This is a genomic window from Gracilimonas mengyeensis, assembly GCF_900182705.1.
Lineage (GTDB): Bacteria > Bacteroidota > Rhodothermia > Balneolales > Balneolaceae > Gracilimonas > Gracilimonas mengyeensis.
In genome coordinates this window covers 23,381-43,228 of the sequence record NZ_FXTP01000005.1, presented here as the reverse complement: position 1 = coordinate 43,228, position 19,848 = coordinate 23,381, and the positions used below count along the sequence as shown (strand labels likewise).

The following is a 19,848-nucleotide window of genomic DNA, read 5'->3' as shown; positions in this document are numbered from 1 at the left end:
AGAGAAATTACACCAGCAAGCTGTTGGTTTATCTGCCATATTTCTTCCAAATTTCGTTGATGATTTTTCGGGCCGTTTCCACATCTACATCGTATTGCTGAGCTAACTTTTCAGCATCCGGTTTTTTGCCGGCATTGATGTCTGGAATGATGGCAGACAGCATGTTATTAACGTTATCCATTCGCCCCGATTCATCCTCCGCAACATCGTCAAAAATGGCTTCATATGGGTTCAGCCTAATATCTTTCCTGAGAATTTCCTGTACGGTTGCCAGCATCCCCATATTTACCCTGAAGTCTGGATTGTGTGGCAGCTCATAGCCACAGTCATTCAGCGCATCCACTAACGTGTTGTATCCACGGTCGGATGTAGCCGATAAAAAGAGCAGCTGCTCCTTCTCATCATAATAAGCTATACTAAAATGAGGGAACGAGCTCCAGTCTTTCAATGACAGCCGGTACACATCATGGGCATATTCTATGGTAAAGGAGGGCTTAAGGGCGGAACTGTTAAACGTGTCATCCAAAAACTCCGCAGTATTTTGCACAAATTGATCCGTATCGTTCACAATCAAAGGAAGATCCGACTTTAAAAATAAAAGCATAAAAGGAACCGGATCCGTTTCTACCAGCTGCGTGAATTCGTCGAAATCTTCTATCCATGTATGGGGATGAAGCTGTGACGCATAAAATAGCATGTCTTCCGGCTCAAAGCCATGAAAGGGGTTGATGACCCCGTAGGTTTCCCAACATTTTCCATTAAAATTAATCAGGTTGAACCAAAGCAGAGGTTCCCGGTTTTGGCGGCCCTTGGAGGTTCCGGGAGAATACAGCAAAAAACGATCGCCCGTAAACACATCCTCCATCTCAAAAAAATCTTTAGCGGGAGTATCTATAATCAGACTGAAAGAAAATCGCCAGGGATTGCGCTGGTTTTGGCGTAAAAAGGCTACTTCCTCTTCTTCCAAATGAGATAATGTGCGATGGTTGATAATCCGGTTAATTAACCCGTCTTCTTTAAAGATACGATGCGCGATATATTGAGCCTTCATCATATTGATCCACCGCTCTGGTGCATCTTTAATAAAATGCCGGTATCGGGCAAATTGCTTGTGTACTTCCCGGTCTATGTTAAAGCGGTCGGCCGCATAATAGAGCAAAAACTCATCAATAAGCCGGCGGGTGAGCTCCTGATTGCGTAAACAGCTTTGTTTAATGTCTTGAAATTTTGCAGGCACTGCGAGGGATATTTGGTGAAGAGAAGATGTTAGAAGATAGATTTACTACGATTCCCTTTTGGGAAGCAAAGGATAAAGTATCATCTTTAAGCTTCAGTCACTAACTCAAAATGCGCTTTGGGTATCCAAATGAGGCGGTCGCGATCGTCCCTGATGCGGATGTTTAGCTGTTGTTGCTGTTCGTCCAGTACTTCATAGGTTTTCCCTGGGGTAACTTGTTCAACATGTCCGGAATTCCCGGAGCAAATTACCGTAGCGCCTTTCACCATTTTCTGGAGGTTCGCTTCCCGGCGTTTGCGGGAGGCCAGGTTCTTCTCGTACATCTGTGAGCCTTTTTCAATGTCGGCTTCTTCAATCAAACCTTCCCCGTGGAGCCACTGAAGCACGTCGGCGCGATCCTCACGATTCTTGAATTCGTGCCACTGGTCTGACAGTCCCACTCGGTACACGGCATCTTTAAACCGGTGGAAGGAGTCTTTACCGTCAATGGCGGAGTACAGCACTTCTTGTTTGTGGGCATCATCCAGCGCCTCAATAAACCGCTCCATCTGCCGGTAGCCCTCCCTGGAGTTGCAGCGGGGTATGGGGATGAAGCGTTCCTGGTCCACATCGTTTTCAATCAGGTCAACCAAGTCTTCATCTTCACTATAATCTTCGGAGATAAAGGTGACGGAGTTTTGCTGTAGGTCGATGTACCAGTGCATCATGTAGCTGCTTTCGTTATAGGCTGATTCAAGTTCCTGAAGGAAAAGGTCGCTGAGAGATAATCTTGACGAATTGGCCATAACAAAAAGATTTGTGATGCTATGAAGATTCTATTCAATAAGTGATAGTGGGATGAATAAATTCTAATAGAAATAAAAAACATATACAAGGCTGCTTAATTAAGTGATTTAGTAATTAGCTCATTGATTCATTAACTAAATCCATTAGTAAAACTTGCAACTAAGTTCAAAATAAACTTAATTCAAGGAGAGGCGAAAACGCCTGAAAAAGCAATGTTGGTTTTCGAAAAAAGTTAGCTTACCTGCGTATTAGCAGCATGGAAGGACATGTGATTGTTGATGGTTGATTTTTGATTTGTTGGTTTCATTCAGCTAATCAATAACTCAAAAAATCATGAACTCAATTAATATTAATGTTCCATGCGTTTTGATGAAAAGATTTTGGGATTTTTTTGTTTTTGGGGTGACGGGTTTTGTCACTGTTGGGGATTATAATGCACTTCACTTAAAGGGAAATTTTTGTTTATGAGACTACATCTTACACTTACACCGAATACGCAGCCGGTACCATTCAACTATCAACATCAATTAACCGGGGTGCTTCACAAATGGCTGGGGGAAAATGAGTTGCACGATAAAATTTCGCTGTATTCTTTTTCGTGGCTGCGGGGGAAGGTTGAGCGTGTGGATGGCGGGTTGAATTTCCCAAATGGGGCAAGGTGGTTTATTAGTTTTTGGGAAGATGAGCATACAGAGAAACTGAAAAATGGGATTCTAAAGAAACCGGAAGTGATTTTTGGAATGAACGTTGATAAAGTAAAAGAACAAGCTATTCCTGAATTTGGGAAGGATTACAGATTCAAAGTAGCAAGTCCGGTGTTGGTTCGTTCCAATCAAGATGATGGTTCTCGTAAGCATTTGCTATACGGTGAGAAAGAATCTGATGAAATTTTAACAAGACGCATGAAGGCAAAATTGGAGGCAGCCAACTTCAACGAAAAGGAGTCTGATATCAGCATTTCTTTTGACAGAAGCTATCCTAATCCTCAAACAAAATTAGTCGACATAAAAGGAACCAAATTAAGAGCCAGTGTATGCCCCGTTAAAATTGAAGGCTCTCCAGAAGCGGTAAAGTTTGCCTGGAATGTTGGAGTTGGAGAATTAACCGGAAGTGGTTTTGGGGCTATAGATTAAAAGGAGTACTAAGTATGAAGAACATAGATTTAAACTTTTTCCTGGAACCACCTGAATTAACCGAAAAGGGTAAAATTGTAATCGAGGCTTTATCACCTCTTTCAATGACTACTACCCAACCGGGAACGTATTACAGAAGTCAGTCAGCTCCAACCGTTAATATGCTTTACGGTATGCTTGAAAATGCATTGGGGTGGCATTTTGGGCCAAAAGATCGGACAACGATTTTAAAGGAAATCAGAAAGGCTGCAAAGAAAAAATTAGACCGGAGTGACCCGTTAAAAAAATCACAGTGGATTACCGGAAAAGAAGATGATGAGTCTGGAGTAGGTTTTAAAAGTATTCTACAGCATCACTTAAAATTTGTTGGCCCACATATTGAACCTGAAACTATACACTTTGATGATTTGTGGGCTCGTCACGTTAGAGGCAGTGGAGCTACTTTTCCTGGTGGAAGTAGAAATTATGATGTCTCTTTAGAAAGAATAGTAAATATGGAAAAACTGAACCTTATAAGTTTTGGGGATTCAGCAAAGCATAATATTCGAGATCCCAAAGAACTTGTTGGGGTATCAGATGATGACAAGGTTCACTTCAATGCTATTCGCCCTCACTTTCCGCAATATTATACAAGTCCAACTCCACGAGAGTATGTTATTCCAAAAGGTGAGTATGTTTTCTCAGTAAAAACTACAAAGCTGCTAAAAGATAAAATTGAACTTGCTTTGAACAATCCGAATTCACCCATTTATTTGGGTACGAATGACGGATGGGTTGAAGCAAGTTGGGAGGATTTAGTATGATTTATTTTGACCATCCATATCCTCGCTATGGCTTAGCATCAGTTTTATATCATGCGGAAATAAAAACCGTTACACCTAACACAATTCCAAGAAAAGAAGAATTGGCTGACTTAGCTGGAAAGTTTATAAATGATGCTCTTCATACATATCGACTACATACTGAAGATAAGCCCCTTGATAATGCAGACACCGAGTTACGGTACAGGTATCTTGAAGCTGATGAATTAGCAACAAAGAAGTCTGCTGGACAGGACTCCTCAAACTTATATTATTTAGCTCCCCACATTGCAACCGGCGATACCAGTGCAAATAGGCTCATTGGGGAAGCGAAAAAAATGGTTAAAAAGCTTTCTAAAGGAAAAGGTTTAGATAAAACAGTTCAACTGAAAAGGTCTTTTTCACCATTTACCACAAAAATTAATGAAGGCTCAAAAACTCTAAGCAATCCGAAAGCTACATTGCTACAAGCTGGTTTTACAATGGCGGCTACTCTAACTCAATATAAACCAGCAGCACAGTTAGATTTTAAAAATCAGGTAATAATTCCTGATCTACCACTAAATGACCTTCTCTTATTTATCGATCTTTTTAATAAGATGAGGTCATGGGAAACAGAAAATCTCAAAGTGCGGGAGTTAAAAGCAGGAAATAAAAATTATCGTCCACCTCTTTTTAATGGTAACTATCCAAATGCACCAAACACCCCGGTTTTCGGTCCTGTGGGATTAGCTGGCGCGATGGGCGTTTGGGCTAAGAAGGTAAATATTCTTGATCAAATGGATGAGGTTATTGCTAAGCTGGTAAATAACCCTATTTATTTGGTTAGCTACGAAGCTAGTCTATTTAAACAAATCCATTTAGGGCACCATATAGCAAGATTAGCCAAGGAACAGAATCTACCTCAAGCTATTAATGGATTGTACTATGCAGATTTTTATAATCCAGAGCATAACAGAAGAGACAATCCGACACGATTACTATTTTTGGATATGTCAAGTCGATTCCTTCAACTCTACTCCAAATCGGCGTTTAAAGATTTTTTGGCTTTTCGCCTTCAATATCCACACTCATTTTCACCAATCCTGGAGGATTATTTTATGAATGAAGCAAACATCTCAAAAGAAATCATAGAATCCGCAAGAGTTTATGGTTCATATCTAAATTTAGTTGCCTATTTAATTGGCAAGAATGAAGCTGAGAATAAACAAACCGGCAAGAATGAATTTGAAGCTAAGGCAAGGGTATTAGCTCAATTGGAAAGCACCGCAATGAGCTGCAAGACATCTACTGAATTATTTGCTCGCTTAAATGTGCAAGCTGGTCGTATGTCAAATAGAGATGTGCCGGGAGGTGCCTCTGCATTTATGGAAGCAACCAACACAGGTAAAATATCTATTGATACCGCAAAGCAGCTAATCTTAGCCTATATGAGGCTTAAAGGTAAAAAATCGGCTAAATCGGAAGATGAGGCTTCTACTGCAGAGGGAAAAACATTCACAACTAACTAAACTTTATAAGAGAAAATTATGGAAAACGTAAAAGGAATTTCGGTAACCATATTAGCTAAAATGGACAACCATATTGCAAACGGAGGGGAAAAGCTTTTGGGAAATGCTTCCTCTATAAAACGCCGGCCGGATGGCAGAGTGTATATTTCTGGACAAATGCAGCGACAAGCATTGTTCAGCGCAATCGAACGTTTAAATCTTGAAAGTTCTGAACGGGGCAATACGTATGTAAGCAATGGTGATGGTACTACCAATATAATTGAAAAAGATTTGCGGGCTGATATGGGCGGTTTTATGCATCCATCCCAAGGAGATTATTCTGGACGACGAACAGCTCCTGTTAGTGCAACAATGGCTGTATCTCTTGATGAAAGTGATATTGGTCGGGATTTGTTAATTCGACTAAAACAAGACCCAAATGCTGACTCGGAACAAAAACAGGCTCTTGCTACCAATGAGTTTAGTCAGTCTGACACCATGCAAATGAGCTTCCATCTCGATGCTTCGGCACTTTCAATTAGCAAAGGGTTTAAATATGAAGACGAAAGACATGTAAAAACAGAATATGTTAAACATGTTGACGATGATGAAAGAAAAAGAAGAGCAAAATTATTTTTAGAAGGAACCCGCTACTTAACCGATTATGCAAACCAAGCCCGGAATGCGACAACCGGTGAACCCCAAAAAGTTTTGATAGTATTGGATAATCGACTATCTCGAAAAGGAGCTCGTTTCTTTGAAATGACAGAGATTGAGAAGAATAACTTCCAAAAGGAATTAGACGCCCGAGAAGCCCAATATTTTGTTGGAGATGATACAACAGAAGATGGGTTGACAGTTTTTGAAGCCTACGAAAAAGCTGCTGAAAGCTTAGAATCTCTTGTCGATCCAACAGATGGAGCGGACCCAATACCCTTTGAACAGTTTGCAGAACAAGTAGATGAATAGGATACTTGCAAAGCCATTTGGTAGAAATCCTATTACACTCGAAGATCATACTCAGCATGTAATTGATGAAGCCAAAACGTTACTTGATACTTTTCCTTATTGGTCTGTAAAGTATAAACGTATTACAGGCACTGATTTAGGAGGGCAGCTCATAAATGCGGCCAAATATCATGATAAGGGAAAAGCGCATGATACTTGGCAACGAGCTTGTCAAAAAGATCGCCAATTCTATCTTGAAACTGGAAAAGAGCAATCTAAAAACCTAAGAAATTCTGGGATTCGCCATGAATTTGCTTCATTATGGTGGCTTGATAAACAGAATATTCCAATAACTCTTGCCGAAAAAGCAGCTATAGCAGCACACCACAGAAAGCTAAGTTTTAAGCATCAACATAGGTGGGAAAATGATGATAATGGAGCATTTATTGACTTTTGGGAAGAGTTTTGCCGGGAAGTTTATAACACGGATCTGCTTAGACAGCAATTACCCAAAGAAGCTCTTTTAAAGAGGTATCAAGTTGCTGGAGTGCGTAGTTTGTTACAGCTTGCTGATCACCGAGCCAGTAAAAGAGAAGCTGGGATTGAATTGGCTCCTCTTAATTATAGTTTTGACTATGAATTTAAATATGCCAGCAAAAGGCCCGTTCAACAAGCGGTATTAGAACACAGCGATAAACAGGAGATTATTTTACGAGCTCCAACAGGAAGCGGGAAAACAGATGCAGCTTTATTATGGGCTAAGGAACAAATAGAAAATGGGTTTGCCGATAGGCTCGTAATCGCCATGCCTACTCGGTTTACATCAACCTCATTGGATTTAGATATATCTAAAGACATAAGTGCTACCGGCCTTTACCATTCAAGCGCTTGGTATGCCCGCTATAAAAAAGCAGGAAATAATGAAGGAGTAAAAGATATAATTGAAGCTGCTCGTCTACTTTTAATGCCAGCTACAGTCACTACTATTGATCATTTATTAATGGCTCTAACAGGAACCCGGGAAGACCATCATAGTATCTTTTTTAGTTTAATGCATTCGTGCGTAGTAATTGATGAGGCTGATTTTTATGATGAATTTATTCAAGCCAACATCACAAAACTGTTAGAAGTACTTCGTGTATTTGATATCAGGGTAATGATCATGAGTGCCACGGTTCCAGAATCTGCTAAAGATCTTTATGGCATTCAAAATGTAATAGATCCCTATACCTCAAAACAAGCGAAAAAAAATAGTAAAGCTCGTGAGGAAGCTAACCGCAAGAGGTGTAGAATAAAGATTGAGGGAAATATTGAAAATCTTGAAGACATAGAAGGTGTCTTACTGTCAATTCTTGAAGAACCTATTCCGCGAGCAATTATCTATGCAAATACGGTAAACCGAGCGCTCAAATATTTGGATTGGTTCAAAGGCAAGGGTATTAGTCCGATTCTATATCATTCACGTTTTACTGAATATGACAAAAAAAGGATTGAAGGAGACTTAATTGATGCTTTGGGCAAAAAAGCTTGGGAAAGTAACGATGCAAGTGGAGTTGCAATATTAACGCAGATTGGAGAAATGAGTTTAAATATCAGTGCTCCCTTCATGATTAGCGATCTATGTCCTATGGACCGATTAACTCAAAGAGTAGGAAGACTCAGCAGGTTTGAAGGAATGGCCACAGGAGATGTACATATAATTACACCTACCAAAGATGGAGCAGTTTACTCAGCACCATATGGGAGTTTTGATCGGGATGAGAAAAACTGGGTTCCGGCTGAGGCTTTTGTTAAAACAGAAGAAATTTTGGAAGAAAAAGCATATTCAGCCCAAGATTTTGTTGATGCTGTAAACTATTTATACCCTGAACAGAAACCTTTTAGTGATAAAGCATCCTTAAATAAAATGGCTCTGAATGAGCACCTCTCGATGAATTGGCTGATTTTACCAAAAGCTGAATCTAAAGATGATGATTTTGAAACTTCTGAATGGTTAAGTCGGGATATTCCTCCTCAACGTATAGTACTCACTCAAAAACCATATGATTTTAATACATATGGAGAGTACAGAGATTTTGAATTAGAACATGGAATTTCATGTCCGATATGGCAAATTGAAAAAGGAAAACAACTAAGTCGTGCTCAGGAAATAAAGTTTTCTGTAGATGATGAGGAAATTACTCTGCCCTATACAAGTATTTATTCACCCACTGAAGGTTTAATTCTGAACCTAAAAAGGGAAAAACCGCAAGAAGATAGTTTTGTTTAAAAAAATCACAAGCTAAAATTGCTCGCAAAGACTAACCCTTCCAGGGTTCCAAACCCTGGAAGGGTTACTTTCAAAATCATAATTTCTTTAAACCATGCCCTTATACCTCTCCCACTTACTGGCTGACATCCAGGCTGCCCACCGGGTAAATTCTCCGGAAGAAGAGTTGGAGTCTGACTCGCTCGAAGAGCATTTCAGGGAAGTTGAGCGGTGGCTTTCCGGCGATGCCGAGCATACGTTAAGTTACCATTGCGGCCTGAAAGCAGCGGCCTTTCCCCCGCATGACCAACTCACTGAGGAGGAGATTCAGAAAATATGCGATGCCTTTACGGCCATGCTCAACTCCTGGGGCTTTCATGTGGATTTGCCTGATGAGCTACCCCTGCACAGAAAGTATCAACTGATGGTGGGCTTGCTGGATCATGAATGCACCCCGGTACATACCGGCATGTTTGTATTCGATTTCTGCACCGGCTACGCCCCGGGCTGCAAACTGAAGGAGTACTGTCCATGCCTCAAAATTTGGGAAGGGGATGTGTGATTATCGCTTATACATTAAACCTCCAAGGTTTTAAAAACCTTGGAGGTTAGCCCACGACTAAAAAATTTTTGTAAGGAATTGGGTTTTCGGCGCTCTTACTAATACAAGTACAGTTCAACCTGTATGAACCCTTCCAGGGTTCCAAACCCCGGAAGGGTTGGTAAAGAACGACAAATAAATTCTTAACCATGCCACAAAAACGCATTCCATTACAACCGGGGTACACCTACCATATTTGGACACACGCCAATGGCGATGAAAACTTGTTCCGCAGCGAGGAGAACTATAATTATTTCTTGGAAAGATATTTGCATCACGTCTACCCAGTGGTTGATACTTTTGCGTATTGCCTGATGCCGAATCACTTGCATTTGATGGTGCGGGTGAAAAATGAGGAGCATTTAGTAGAGTTTTTAAAGAAGAAAAATGGAGCCGAAGGGGAAAACCTCCAAGGTTTCAAAAACCTTGGAGGTTTAGTAAGTCAACAATTTTCCAATCTTTTTAACGCTTATACAAAAGCTTACAACAAAAAATACAATCGTAAAGGCAGCCTGTTTATGCCAAACTTCAACCGCAAACTCATCAACTCCAACCAATATTTCACCCAACTCATTGCCTATATCCACAACAACCCCATCCACCACGGTTTTACTAAAAACCTGAACGATTGGCCATACAGCAGCTGGAATGCATATGTGTTAGATAAATTAACCAATGTGAGTAAAGCTGAAGCGATGCAGTGGTTTGGGACTATGGAGAATTTTAAGGGTATCCACAGTGAAATGAATTTTGGGAAATCAATCACCTTATTTGAATCTTGAACAAAATATAAACCTCCAAGGTTTTGGAAACCTTGGAGGTTTATAAAGGAAAACCATGAACCAACCATCCCCCATCACCGGAACCGAAGTGGCCTACTATTTTATCTGCGCCCGCAAGCTGTGGTTTTTTGCACATAACATACAGTGCGAGCAGGAAAGTGATGCCGTACGCCTGGGCAAGCATATCCATGAAACCAGCTACAAGCGTGAAAAGAAAGAAGTGTCCATCGACGGGGTGATCGTGGTGGATTGGATGGATCATGAGGAGAAGATCATTCACGAAGTAAAAAAATCGGCCAGCATGGATAAGGCGCATACCTGGCAGCTGAAGTATTATATGTGGTACCTGGAGCAAAAGGGCATGCACATTGCCGATGAGGGATCAATGGAAAACTACCCGGATCAACCCGAAAAACGGGGTTATATCGGTGAGCTGAATTATCCCAAACTCCGCCAAACGGAACGGATTGTGCTATCCAAAGCCGATCGCGAAGAGCTGGAAAACAAAATTCTACCTAACATCCGAAAAATCAAAAACCGCGACAAACCACCCAAAACCGTAGAGTGGGAAATCTGCAAAAGCTGCTCTTATAATGAGCTGTGTTATAGCTGAGAATTGAGTGATTGACTCATTGATTCAATCACTCAATAAAAAAACCTATCATTAAATAAAAAACTATGAATAAGCTTGATTTGGCCCAAAAGATGCAAAAAAGAACCAAGGCATTTGCTTTAGCTGTCATAGAGTTATCTCGGAAATTGCCTAAGAGCAGGGAAGCAAATGTGATCAGTTATCAAATTATAAAATCGGCGACATCCGTAGCAGCGAATTATCGGGCTGCCTGCAGGGGACGGTCGGCAAAAGAGTTTTATGCCAAAATATGTATTGTAGTTGAGGAAGCTGATGAGACGGTTTTTTGGCTGGAAATGATCCAAGATGCAAAACTGGCTGCGGAAAGAGTTGTTGATTCTTTAATGTCGGAAGGAGAAGAAATCCTGGCTATTGTGGCAAAGTCGAAGCACACCGCCGGCGAAGGATTGGCTCATTGAACTATTGATTCATTGACTCAATCACTCAATCATTAAATCACTCAATTCATGAAACGCCCCTACTACATATTTACCTCTGGAAAATTAATGCGAAAGCAAAATACCCTGTTCTTTTTGCCTTATAAAGAAGAGGAAGAATTGCTGGAAGCAACCAAAGTGGAAGAAAAGAGTTTTACCGAGTGGGAGCTCATCACCGAAGCCGGGGAATTTAAAAAAGACTTTGAGTCGCTAAACAAGCGGGTGATTCCCATCGACGATGTTGACTCGCTGATGATATTCAGTGAAATCAATTTCAATGCTCGGATGCTACGCTTCCTTTCCAAAAACAACATTCCGGCGCACCTGTTCAATTACTATGGCCATTACAGTGGCAGCTACTATCCGCGGGAATATTTGCTGAGTGGTTTTTTATTGGTGAACCAGGTAGAGCATTATAAAAGTCGGCTAAAACGTATACGGCTGGCTTTGCAGTTGGTGATGGGATCGGGATATAATATGCTCCGGAATTTGAAATATTATAACGGACGAGCCGGGGATTTGACCGAGCATATCACCAAGATTGAAAAGCACATGGATGAAGTGCCGCTGGCAGAAGATATTCAGCAACTCATGGGACTGGAAGGCAACATCCGCCAAAGCTATTATGCGGCTTTTCCAACTATTTTAGGAGAAAAGTATGATTTTGAAAAACGTGTCAAAAATCCACCGGATAATGCCGTAAATGCACTCATTTCGTTTGGCAATGCCATGGTGTACACTACTTGCCTTACTGAAATCTACCGCACGCAATTATCGCCGCTCGTTTCTTTTTTGCATGAACCGGGCGACCGCCGCTATTCGCTGGCCCTGGATTTAGCCGAGATCTTTAAACCGCTGCTGGCAGACCGCGTGATTTTTACCTGCCTGAACCAAGGCCGCATCAAACATTCTGATTTTGAAGAAGACCTTAATTTCTGCCATTTAAGCAAAAAAGGACGCAAGGCCTTTGTGAAAGCTTTTGAAGAAAAACTCCAAACCACCATCATGCACCGCAAGCTGAACCGCAAAGTATCCTATCGGCGGCTCATTCGGCTGGAATGCTACAAGCTGGTAAAGCACATCACTGATGCTGAGGCCTACGAGCCGTTTAAGGCTTGGTGGTGAATGTATAGAATTAATAGACCTGTCAGGTTTTTAAAACCAGACAGGTCTTCTACTAAAAAGAATACATATGTACTACATCCTCGTATACGACGTCAACGTGAAACGCGTAGCCAAAATGCTGAAGCTGGTGCGCGAATATATGAACCATGTGCAGAATTCCGTGTTTGAAGGTGAACTCACCGATGCCCAACTCGAAGAGTTAAAATACAAGATCACGGAACTGATGAATAAACAAGAAGACTCCATCATCATCTACTGCGTAGGTAGCAAGCGCTGGAGCAACCGCGAAGTACTGGGCGTAGAGAAAAACGACGTAGACAATTTTGTTTAGTACTCATTGACCAATTGACTCAATGATTCAGTGAACCAATCACTCAATAAAAACTCGTCGCCCCTGAAAGTTTAGAGCAGTCGTTTGGGTGAAAATATGCCTCAATTTTAAAAACCTAGGTCAGAAGAGTTATGGAGGCCTTTTTGGGCGATCGTCAGCCCCGCGCCTATATTACGGTTTCTCCACCAGACGACAGAACAGTATCATTTTTTCCAAAAAAATAGTATTTACAGCCAACAGACGTTGATTTTCCAACGTGTTTTAATCGAACCTCAGAGGAATTGAAAGAATAATCCGGTTCAGGCTCAAGGGTCAGGAAGTTGTTAGTTTTAATCGAACCTCAGAGGAATTGAAAGTAGGTATTCAGGGACACAAACCTTTCCGCCTTCAATGTTTTAATCGAACCTCAGAGGAATTGAAAGGAATCATCCTAAGATGAACCGGGCTTCCACTGCTTCGTTTTAATCGAACCTCAGAGGAATTGAAAGTAAATATCCGGGAGTGGCCCGGTATTGACGGGCGGGTTTTAATCGAACCTCAGAGGAATTGAAAGGGGGAATATCGATGTTTGCGGCCGCATTTTCTTTTCGTTTTAATCGAACCTTAGAGGAATTGAAAGGGATTATTCGGGCTGTACGTCGGAATCTTAATCATAGTTTTAATCGAACCTTAGAGGAATTGAAAGTATCGTTGGTGAATCATTTGCTCCATATTTATCCTGGTTTTAATCGAACCTTAGAGGAATTGAAAGATAACCTCACTTACATTTACATTCATCGAGTAGCCCGTTTTAATCGAACCTTAGAGGAATTGAAAGCGATAACCGCACCGACTGTCCATCCAAATTTTTTCGTTTTAATCGAACCTTAGAGGAATTGAAAGAATATCGCCCAAGGCAGTAATATTGCGATGCACGGGTTTTAATCGAACCTTAGAGGAATTGAAAGTGGAAAAATCAAAAATGAAGTTTATGTGATAGCCTGGTTTTAATCGAACCTTAGAGGAATTGAAAGGGAAAACTACCAGGATGAACACTTTAGGTACTTCAAGTTTTAATCGAACCTTAGAGGAATTGAAAGGTTATCATTCATTGTATATTTTTTTAACGGGGTAAGTTTTAATCGAACCTTAGAGGAATTGAAAGAAAGACAGCCAAGGCAATGATATCTCAGCAAACAGCGTTTTAATCGAACCTTAGAGGAATTGAAAGACGCTCCACTTTGCCGGATAGGTAGCCATTTCCTCGTTTTAATCGAACCTTAGAGGAATTGAAAGTTTGACACAAATTCCTACTGAAGTTTGGGTAAATCGTTTTAATCGAACCTTAGAGGAATTGAAAGCTCATTTTTGAAAATTGAGGATAGCCCATTTCTGCTAGTTTTAATCGAACCTTAGAGGAATTGAAAGAATCTATTAACATTCATCATTCTCGTGTTATTCACAGTTTTAATCGAACCTTAGAGGAATTGAAAGACACACTGAAAGACATTGCAGCAGGTATTAAGCCCGGTTTTAATCGAACCTTAGAGGAATTGAAAGCACGTTAGCAGAAACATTGCCTTTGGTGCATCCTTGTTTTAATCGAACCTTAGAGGAATTGAAAGAAAGTTTTTAGTGATTTAAAAATTAATGAAGTTCAAGTTTTAATCGAACCTTAGAGGAATTGAAAGTTACCAGTTTGACGCAGTACAGGCCAATTATAGAGTGTTTTAATCGAACCTTAGAGGAATTGAAAGCTTAAATCATATTGAAGAAAGGCACGTTACTGGCGAGTTTTAATCGAACCTTAGAGGAATTGAAAGCAGCTAAACCAATCAACATATTTTTATCTTCCTGTGGTTTTAATCGAACCTTAGAGGAATTGAAAGTGATTGATGAGCTAATCGCAAATGAACAATCGCCTTGTTTTAATCGAACCTTAGAGGAATTGAAAGCTCATTTTTGAAAATTGAGGATAGCCCATTTCTGCTAGTTTTAATCGAACCTTAGAGGAATTGAAAGGGGCTTTACCCTCTCCGTTATAATCCTGGACTGGAGTTTTAATCGAACCTTAGAGGAATTGAAAGCCTGCCGAAACTCACTTCGTTGCCCGTTAACAATTGGTTTTAATCGAACCTTAGAGGAATTGAAAGGCATATATTGCCCGCTTTGAACGGCTTGAATCATCGTTTTAATCGAACCTTAGAGGAATTGAAAGACCTTGGCTTTGCCTATATCATCCCCTACAAGGGCGGTTTTAATCGAACCTTAGAGGAATTGAAAGCTTGTATCTACTTCTAATACATTTTGCTTGTTCAGGTTTTAATCGAACCTTAGAGGAATTGAAAGAACTACAACCTGGTCTACCTGCGAGATCAATTTGGAGTTTTAATCGCACCTTAGAGGAATTGTCCCAACAGGCTGGAGGCTGAAATTATGGATATTTTTTTGGTATGGGCAGAGGGCCTTTGTTGATAGTGTTAAAATAACCATCAGAATAATTTCCCGCAGGTATCACTTCGCGAGAACCTTAGAAGAATTGACAACAAATCAGCAATCAACAATCGAAAATAATCAATCACGACCTCAAAGGAATTGAAAAACCTATCAGTGCAATCCGTGCAATCTGGGATTGTCGCTCGCTTTATCGTACAACCTTTTTAGGATTTCAAATCCCACCAGAATTAATCCAAATTTTTCCCCATCCGGTAATCTCTAGCCTTCGTACTAACTGTTGAACAGCAAATAAAAAAAACAACAGTAGTACATTATGAAGTTATTTAGAAAAATATTTCTGATCACGATGGTTGCAACCACTTTTGCAGCCTGCAGCTCAAACAGTAATAGCCCGATGGATGACGAAGATCCGTTTATGCCCACTGTGGAAACCAATACACAGGGGACCATGGATGGTAATCAGGTGACCATTTCATCAGTGGAGTCTCCTGAAGACGGATGGATTGTTATTCACCGCTCTAATGCTGAAGTCAATGGCCCGCAAGTGCCAGAGATCATTGGCAAAGCCATGGTGGATGCAGGTTCCAATTCCGATGTAACCATTCAGCTGGAGGAAGGCGTGGCCAACGATGAAACGTTGTGGGCCATGCTCCACGAGGATACCGGGACAGCCGGAGAATATGAATTTGACGGCCAGAACGACCTGGACCTCCCCGTGACCTTCGAGGAAGAAATTGTGATGTCCTCTTTCATGATCACGCAGACCGATCCTGTAATCATGGCGATGGATCAGGTTAATAAAGGCAACATCTTCACCGTTTCTGTAGATGCTGCAGAAGATGGCTGGATTGTAATTCACGGGCCCAATGCCAGTAACGACGGTCCGCAAATTCCCGAGATCATTGGCAAAGCTCCTGTAACCGCAGGTTCCAACCAAAATGTGGAAATTGTGCTGAATGAAGATGCTGAAGTATCCGCAGGAGATAACCTCTTCCCTATGCTTCACTATGATACAGGCGAAACAGGTGCTTACGAATTTGACGGTGAAAATGGCTTAGACCTACCGGTAATGTTTGAAGGAAACATCGTACTGGAGTCCTTTGAGGTACAACCAAATACCTCTACGCTAATGGCTGAAGACCAGGTAGTGGAGAACAATTCCATCACCGTAGATGTGAATTCAAATACCGATGGTTGGGTCGTGGTTCACCGTTCAAATGCGGAAGGAAACGGTCCGCAGATTCCTGAGATTATCGGAAAAGCACCTATTCAGGAAGGAATGAATACTGATGTAGAGATTACCTTTGCAGAAGGCGAAGTAGTGGAAGACGGCGAACAACTCTGGCCAATGGTACATTATGATACCGGCGAAATGGGTGCCTATGAATTTGACGGCGTTAACCCGCATGATCAACCCGTTATTACCGCCGATGGTATTCTGATGACCAATATTACCGTAAGCGGCTCAGCAGCACCTTCCGTAATGGTAAGTGACCAAATGGTTGAGAATGGCATGATCACGATTGATGAAGCGATGACCAGCCAGATTGGTTTTGTAGTGCTGCACCGCGATACCGGTGAGGATACTCCGGTAGTACCAGCAAGCATCGGTCATGGACAAGTGTATACAGGTCAAAATACTGACCTCATGATTGAACTTAATGATGGAGAGACGCTTGAAACCGGCGATAAGGTGTGGGCTATGCTACATATCGACAACGGAACGATCGGCTCTTATGATTTCGATGGTTCTGAAGGCTCAGACGATCCCCCCGTTTTTGATGCCTTCGACGATATTGTAATGGTACAATTTACCATTCAGTAATATACATCGTTGTTAGGTTGATAGCTCAGAAGGCTGCCGGGTTTCCGGTGGCCTTTTTTATGTTTATGAATTCTATGCGATGATGATTTGCATTCTAAAATATCTCATTACAAATCAGCAAAAAGCGCAACGGTGATAAAATTCACTCTTACCTCCGGATCTGAACTCCCATTTAGAGTTTGTATCACGGCCTTTATTCTAAGCGACTCATTGTGGCTCTCAAGGGTCATGGTTTCTAGCGGTATTAGAGTGGTTTCGTAGCTTTGGAGGCGCTCAATTAATGGAAGTAAGTTCAGGCTAATCGAATCCGGCTCAGTAGTTGCGGTGGAATACAAGGAGAGGCTTTGAGAGTTTTCATTATATCTGATATTCCAAGTAGACCCATCACTCAGTGAAACCTGAATCGGTTCGTTTTTTTGATCCCCAAAGTGAAAGGTCCCCAGATAATACTGATAACCGGTTACCGGGATGCTTGTGTTCTCCTCCAGGGAAAACCGGAAGTTAGTATCCTCAGGATTTCGGGTATTGGGTTGTTCCCACTCCGATGCATATTCAATTCCCATTAGTTTGGTGATTTTTCTGCTGTCGCTGGGATCATAACTGGTACTGTCAGGTTGCTGTTCTAAAACTTTAGTCAGGTTTTCCTCAAAGTAGGGCTGCAAAGTTTCGGGGCCTTCCAATTCCAACAGATACCGCACAATGGAGCTGAATTGCTTGCGGTCATCCAGGGGTAATGCGGTTTGGCTGGGGATGACGGTATTTTGTGGCGATAGCATTTCGTGTGTCTGCAGCAGATGCTCAAAACGGTTCAGCTGGCTGCGTTCGGATACCTGGAAAGCTCCCCAGGGACCAAATGAAACGATCAGTGCTACTACACACAATGATATGGGAATGACTTTGATCTGGACTTCTTGTTTCCATAAAAAATACAGCACATGGCCGGTGAGCCATACAGCCAGCGTGGCCACGAAATAACGGTTCACGGTGACTCCATACTCATCAATTCGCACCCAAATGGAAAGGATTAGCAGTATGATAAGGGGAATCAGGGCTAAATAATATCCTTTAGAAAATAAGTGAATCCACCGGTTTTTGTCCTGGTCTCGGATCGGGTAGAGCAGAAGTAAGGCTAATATTCCGGCAATAGAAAAACTCAGTACCAGGTTGGCTACCCAGCCATCGGGCCAGGCCCATTGCAGGATTATTTTTCCCGTGTAGAGATATAAAATCAGGATGTAAATAACCACCAGGGGAATTAGAATGTATTGCACAAATACTTTTAGTCCGCTGGGATAGGCTCGCTCTTTCTTTGTTAGTTGAAGTGGTTTGGGAACACCGGCCAAGAAGAACCAGGTATTGAAAATCCCAATCAGCATTACAAACAGCTGGCCGTATCGCTTGCTATCCAATTCAAACTCCAACAGGTTTTCAATGGATAGAAGGGCGATGGCCAAGCCGGCAAAAAGCACCATGGTGTATAAACCCGACATGATGATCCGTAAAAATAAGCTCTTGTTATAAGCCCAAAATGAATGGTTGTCTTTGTTGGTGGGATTAAAATAGGGGGAGAAAGAAACCAAAAGATGGGCCGCGATGGCAAAAAGTAAGAACCGGTATAAGGGCTGGGAGTTTTCCTGCGGGAAATCGGAAGGAAGCTGCAAGTAGTAGAATATCAGTAAGGCCGATAGCGCGGATTTTAAAAGCACACTTCGGAGCAAGGACCAGTTTCGGCTTTCGGCAAAGATAGCAGCGGCTAAAAATGAGGGGATACTTAAGGCACTTACCCATCCCAGGCGCATTAAATGCTGGAACTCTGCAGCTCCTTCTTGTATATCGATAAGCCAGACTACCGAAAAAGAGCCAATGATGGCTGCCGCAAGCACAAAAGGAAAGCGTTTTACGGTTTGATGACTGCGGATCAAAAAATCAGAAAGAGATGGAAAACGGATCTTCATAGCACTACCGGGTAGTAAAGGGATGAAAACGACATGTTATCTGTTATTGGAATATCGTTATTTAAAAAGCATTATATATACGTTTGAGCAAGTATTGCTATTATTCGAAATGATGTCAGGCATAAATTTAGTTGTAGTTAGTACCAAAAGATAGATTCAAAATTATCAGTATCAGGATCACAAGATTACTTCAATGATCAGACTTTTTAAGAGTGTTGCAAAAATAATCACCAAGACGGTAAATGAATTTATTGAAGACCGGTGTTTTCAGTATAGTGCGGCTGTTTCGTTTTACACATTATTTTCGTTGGCTCCTATTGTCATCATTACGGTATTTGCTGCAGGCTTTTTTGTGGGTAACGAACAAGTGCTTTCCTCTCTCTCCGGTTTTTTGGATGAATCATTTGGGCAAGAAGGCAGCCGGGCCATGCTTATGCTGGTAGAAACCATCAACACCAACAACAAAAATGTGCTGTATCTTGCAATAAGTGTATTCTTTCTGATTTTTTCAGCCACTACGGTCTTCGTTCAATTCAAGGATTCCTTCAACCAGATATTCAAAGTTACGGTACGCCCCGAAACCGGCTTTCTAAAAGTTTTGCTGGATCGTGTGATTTCCTTTGGAATGATATTGTTGCTTGGTGCCGTAATGGTACTCTCGCTCGTTCTTGATTCGCTGCTAACACTACTTGCTGAGCGCGTGAATGCCATTGAGATTATTTATGCAGGCTTGGGTAGCAACTTATTAAGCCTGCTCATCATCTATTTTGCCTTGTTGTTGATGTTTGCCATTCTCCCGGATGTGAAATTAAAAAGGCGCCCGTTGGTAGTGGGCAGTTTTGTCACTACATTGATGCTGGTAATCGGGAAATTTGTAGTTGGCTTGTTAATAGGAAATAGTGCCTTAAACGATCTTACCGGTGCTTCTTCTTCTGTTATTATTTTGATGTTATGGGTATACTATTCCAGCAGTTTTCTCTTTTTTGGGATGGAATTGGTGAAGGTATTGGCAGAACGCTGGGAAGGAGAGATCAGAGCTGGGAAATATGCCAAACGAATAAAAATGGTAGATTTTTAAATAAC

The 19,848-nt window shown here is 41.4% G+C and carries 16 protein-coding genes and 1 CRISPR repeat array; of the genes, 13 read left to right on the top strand and 3 right to left on the bottom strand.

Features of this window, described 5'->3' with window-relative positions; translation table 11 throughout:
- Positions 1 to 28: 28 nt before the first annotated feature.
- Entirely contained in the window at positions 29 to 1,237 is a 1,209-nt protein-coding gene (locus FN815_RS06755) for a hypothetical protein (protein WP_142453870.1), read from the bottom strand.
- 86 nt (positions 1,238 to 1,323) lie between these two features.
- Positions 1,324 to 2,022, bottom strand: coding sequence for a UPF0158 family protein (locus tag FN815_RS06750; protein ID WP_142453869.1), 699 nt, complete (start codon positions 2,020 to 2,022; stop codon positions 1,324 to 1,326).
- Between the two features lie 465 nt (positions 2,023 to 2,487).
- Here FN815_RS06750 and cas6 point away from each other — a divergent pair, with 465 nt between their 5' ends.
- The 12 genes from cas6 (at position 2,488) to FN815_RS06690 (ending at position 16,810) form a co-directional block, all read left to right on the top strand.
- Positions 2,488 to 3,156, top strand: coding sequence for a CRISPR-associated endoribonuclease Cas6 (cas6, locus tag FN815_RS06745; protein WP_142453868.1), 669 nt, complete (start codon positions 2,488 to 2,490; stop codon positions 3,154 to 3,156).
- 14 nt (positions 3,157 to 3,170) lie between these two features.
- Positions 3,171 to 3,959, top strand: coding sequence for a type I-PGING CRISPR-associated protein Cas5p (gene cas5p, locus FN815_RS06740; RefSeq protein ID WP_142453867.1), 789 nt, complete (start codon positions 3,171 to 3,173; stop codon positions 3,957 to 3,959).
- On the top strand, positions 3,956 to 5,467 hold the full coding sequence (locus tag FN815_RS06735; protein ID WP_142453866.1) for a hypothetical protein: 1,512 nt from the start codon (positions 3,956 to 3,958) through the stop codon (positions 5,465 to 5,467). The genes cas5p and FN815_RS06735 overlap by 4 nt, the downstream gene beginning before the upstream one ends.
- Positions 5,468 to 5,485: 18 nt before the next feature.
- Positions 5,486 to 6,415 (top strand): type I-PGING CRISPR-associated protein Cas7/Csp1, encoded by a 930-nt coding sequence (cas7p, locus tag FN815_RS06730; protein WP_142453865.1) that lies wholly within the window; start codon positions 5,486 to 5,488, stop codon positions 6,413 to 6,415.
- Positions 6,408 to 8,663 (top strand): CRISPR-associated helicase Cas3', encoded by a 2,256-nt coding sequence (gene cas3 / locus FN815_RS06725; RefSeq protein ID WP_142453864.1) that lies wholly within the window; start codon positions 6,408 to 6,410, stop codon positions 8,661 to 8,663. The genes cas7p and cas3 overlap by 8 nt, the downstream gene beginning before the upstream one ends.
- Before the next feature lie 94 nt (positions 8,664 to 8,757).
- Complete coding sequence (locus tag FN815_RS06720; RefSeq protein ID WP_142453863.1) at positions 8,758 to 9,204, top strand: hypothetical protein; 447 nt, start codon at positions 8,758 to 8,760, stop codon at positions 9,202 to 9,204.
- A 188-nt stretch (positions 9,205 to 9,392) separates the two neighbouring features.
- Positions 9,393 to 10,025, top strand: a complete 633-nt coding sequence (locus FN815_RS06715; RefSeq protein WP_142453862.1) for a hypothetical protein — start codon at positions 9,393 to 9,395, stop codon at positions 10,023 to 10,025.
- 55 nt (positions 10,026 to 10,080) lie between these two features.
- The gene (cas4, locus tag FN815_RS06710; RefSeq protein WP_142453861.1) at positions 10,081 to 10,638 is read left to right on the top strand and encodes a CRISPR-associated protein Cas4; all 558 of its coding nucleotides are present in this window, start codon (positions 10,081 to 10,083) and stop codon (positions 10,636 to 10,638) included.
- Positions 10,639 to 10,703: 65 nt separating this feature from the next.
- On the top strand, positions 10,704 to 11,075 hold the full coding sequence (locus FN815_RS06705; protein WP_142453860.1) for a four helix bundle protein: 372 nt from the start codon (positions 10,704 to 10,706) through the stop codon (positions 11,073 to 11,075).
- A 48-nt stretch (positions 11,076 to 11,123) separates the two neighbouring features.
- On the top strand, positions 11,124 to 12,218 hold the full coding sequence (gene cas1b, locus FN815_RS06700; protein ID WP_142453859.1) for a type I-B CRISPR-associated endonuclease Cas1b: 1,095 nt from the start codon (positions 11,124 to 11,126) through the stop codon (positions 12,216 to 12,218).
- Between the two features lie 67 nt (positions 12,219 to 12,285).
- On the top strand, positions 12,286 to 12,549 hold the full coding sequence (gene cas2 / locus FN815_RS06695) for a CRISPR-associated endonuclease Cas2 (protein ID WP_142453858.1): 264 nt from the start codon (positions 12,286 to 12,288) through the stop codon (positions 12,547 to 12,549).
- 258 nt (positions 12,550 to 12,807) lie between these two features.
- Positions 12,808 to 14,943: direct repeats of the CRISPR family, unit length 30 nt; unit sequence GTTTTAATCGAACCTTAGAGGAATTGAAAG.
- A gap of 355 nt (positions 14,944 to 15,298) precedes the next feature.
- The gene (locus tag FN815_RS06690) at positions 15,299 to 16,810 is read left to right on the top strand and encodes a DUF7282 domain-containing protein (RefSeq protein ID WP_142453857.1); all 1,512 of its coding nucleotides are present in this window, start codon (positions 15,299 to 15,301) and stop codon (positions 16,808 to 16,810) included.
- A gap of 107 nt (positions 16,811 to 16,917) precedes the next feature.
- Here the strand turns inward: FN815_RS06690 and FN815_RS06685 are convergent, their stop codons facing one another.
- A complete protein-coding gene (locus tag FN815_RS06685) occupies positions 16,918 to 18,765 on the bottom strand; it encodes a DUF4153 domain-containing protein (protein ID WP_142453856.1) in 1,848 nt (615 codons plus the stop codon).
- Positions 18,766 to 18,958: 193 nt separating this feature from the next.
- On the opposite strand from FN815_RS06685, the gene FN815_RS06680 reads away from it, so the two are divergent.
- On the top strand, positions 18,959 to 19,843 hold the full coding sequence (locus tag FN815_RS06680; protein WP_142453855.1) for a YihY/virulence factor BrkB family protein: 885 nt from the start codon (positions 18,959 to 18,961) through the stop codon (positions 19,841 to 19,843).
- Positions 19,844 to 19,848: the final 5 nt, after the last annotated feature.

Bases quoted from the DNA above. Each gene is read 5' to 3' on its own strand.
- FN815_RS06750 (WP_142453869.1), bottom strand. From the start codon at position 2,022: ATGGCCAATTCGTCAAGATTATCTCTCAGCGACCTTTTCCTTCAGGAA.
- cas6 (WP_142453868.1), top strand. From the start codon at position 2,488: ATGAGACTACATCTTACACTTACACCGAATACGCAGCCGGTACCATTC.
- cas5p (WP_142453867.1), top strand. From the start codon at position 3,171: ATGAAGAACATAGATTTAAACTTTTTCCTGGAACCACCTGAATTAACC.
- FN815_RS06735 (WP_142453866.1), top strand. From the start codon at position 3,956: ATGATTTATTTTGACCATCCATATCCTCGCTATGGCTTAGCATCAGTT.
- cas7p (WP_142453865.1), top strand. From the start codon at position 5,486: ATGGAAAACGTAAAAGGAATTTCGGTAACCATATTAGCTAAAATGGAC.
- cas3 (WP_142453864.1), top strand. From the start codon at position 6,408: ATGAATAGGATACTTGCAAAGCCATTTGGTAGAAATCCTATTACACTC.
- FN815_RS06720 (WP_142453863.1), top strand. From the start codon at position 8,758: ATGCCCTTATACCTCTCCCACTTACTGGCTGACATCCAGGCTGCCCAC.
- FN815_RS06715 (WP_142453862.1), top strand. From the start codon at position 9,393: ATGCCACAAAAACGCATTCCATTACAACCGGGGTACACCTACCATATT.
- cas4 (WP_142453861.1), top strand. From the start codon at position 10,081: ATGAACCAACCATCCCCCATCACCGGAACCGAAGTGGCCTACTATTTT.
- FN815_RS06705 (WP_142453860.1), top strand. From the start codon at position 10,704: ATGAATAAGCTTGATTTGGCCCAAAAGATGCAAAAAAGAACCAAGGCA.
- cas1b (WP_142453859.1), top strand. From the start codon at position 11,124: ATGAAACGCCCCTACTACATATTTACCTCTGGAAAATTAATGCGAAAG.
- cas2 (WP_142453858.1), top strand. From the start codon at position 12,286: ATGTACTACATCCTCGTATACGACGTCAACGTGAAACGCGTAGCCAAA.
- FN815_RS06690 (WP_142453857.1), top strand. From the start codon at position 15,299: ATGAAGTTATTTAGAAAAATATTTCTGATCACGATGGTTGCAACCACT.
- FN815_RS06685 (WP_142453856.1), bottom strand. From the start codon at position 18,765: ATGAAGATCCGTTTTCCATCTCTTTCTGATTTTTTGATCCGCAGTCAT.
- FN815_RS06680 (WP_142453855.1), top strand. From the start codon at position 18,959: ATGATCAGACTTTTTAAGAGTGTTGCAAAAATAATCACCAAGACGGTA.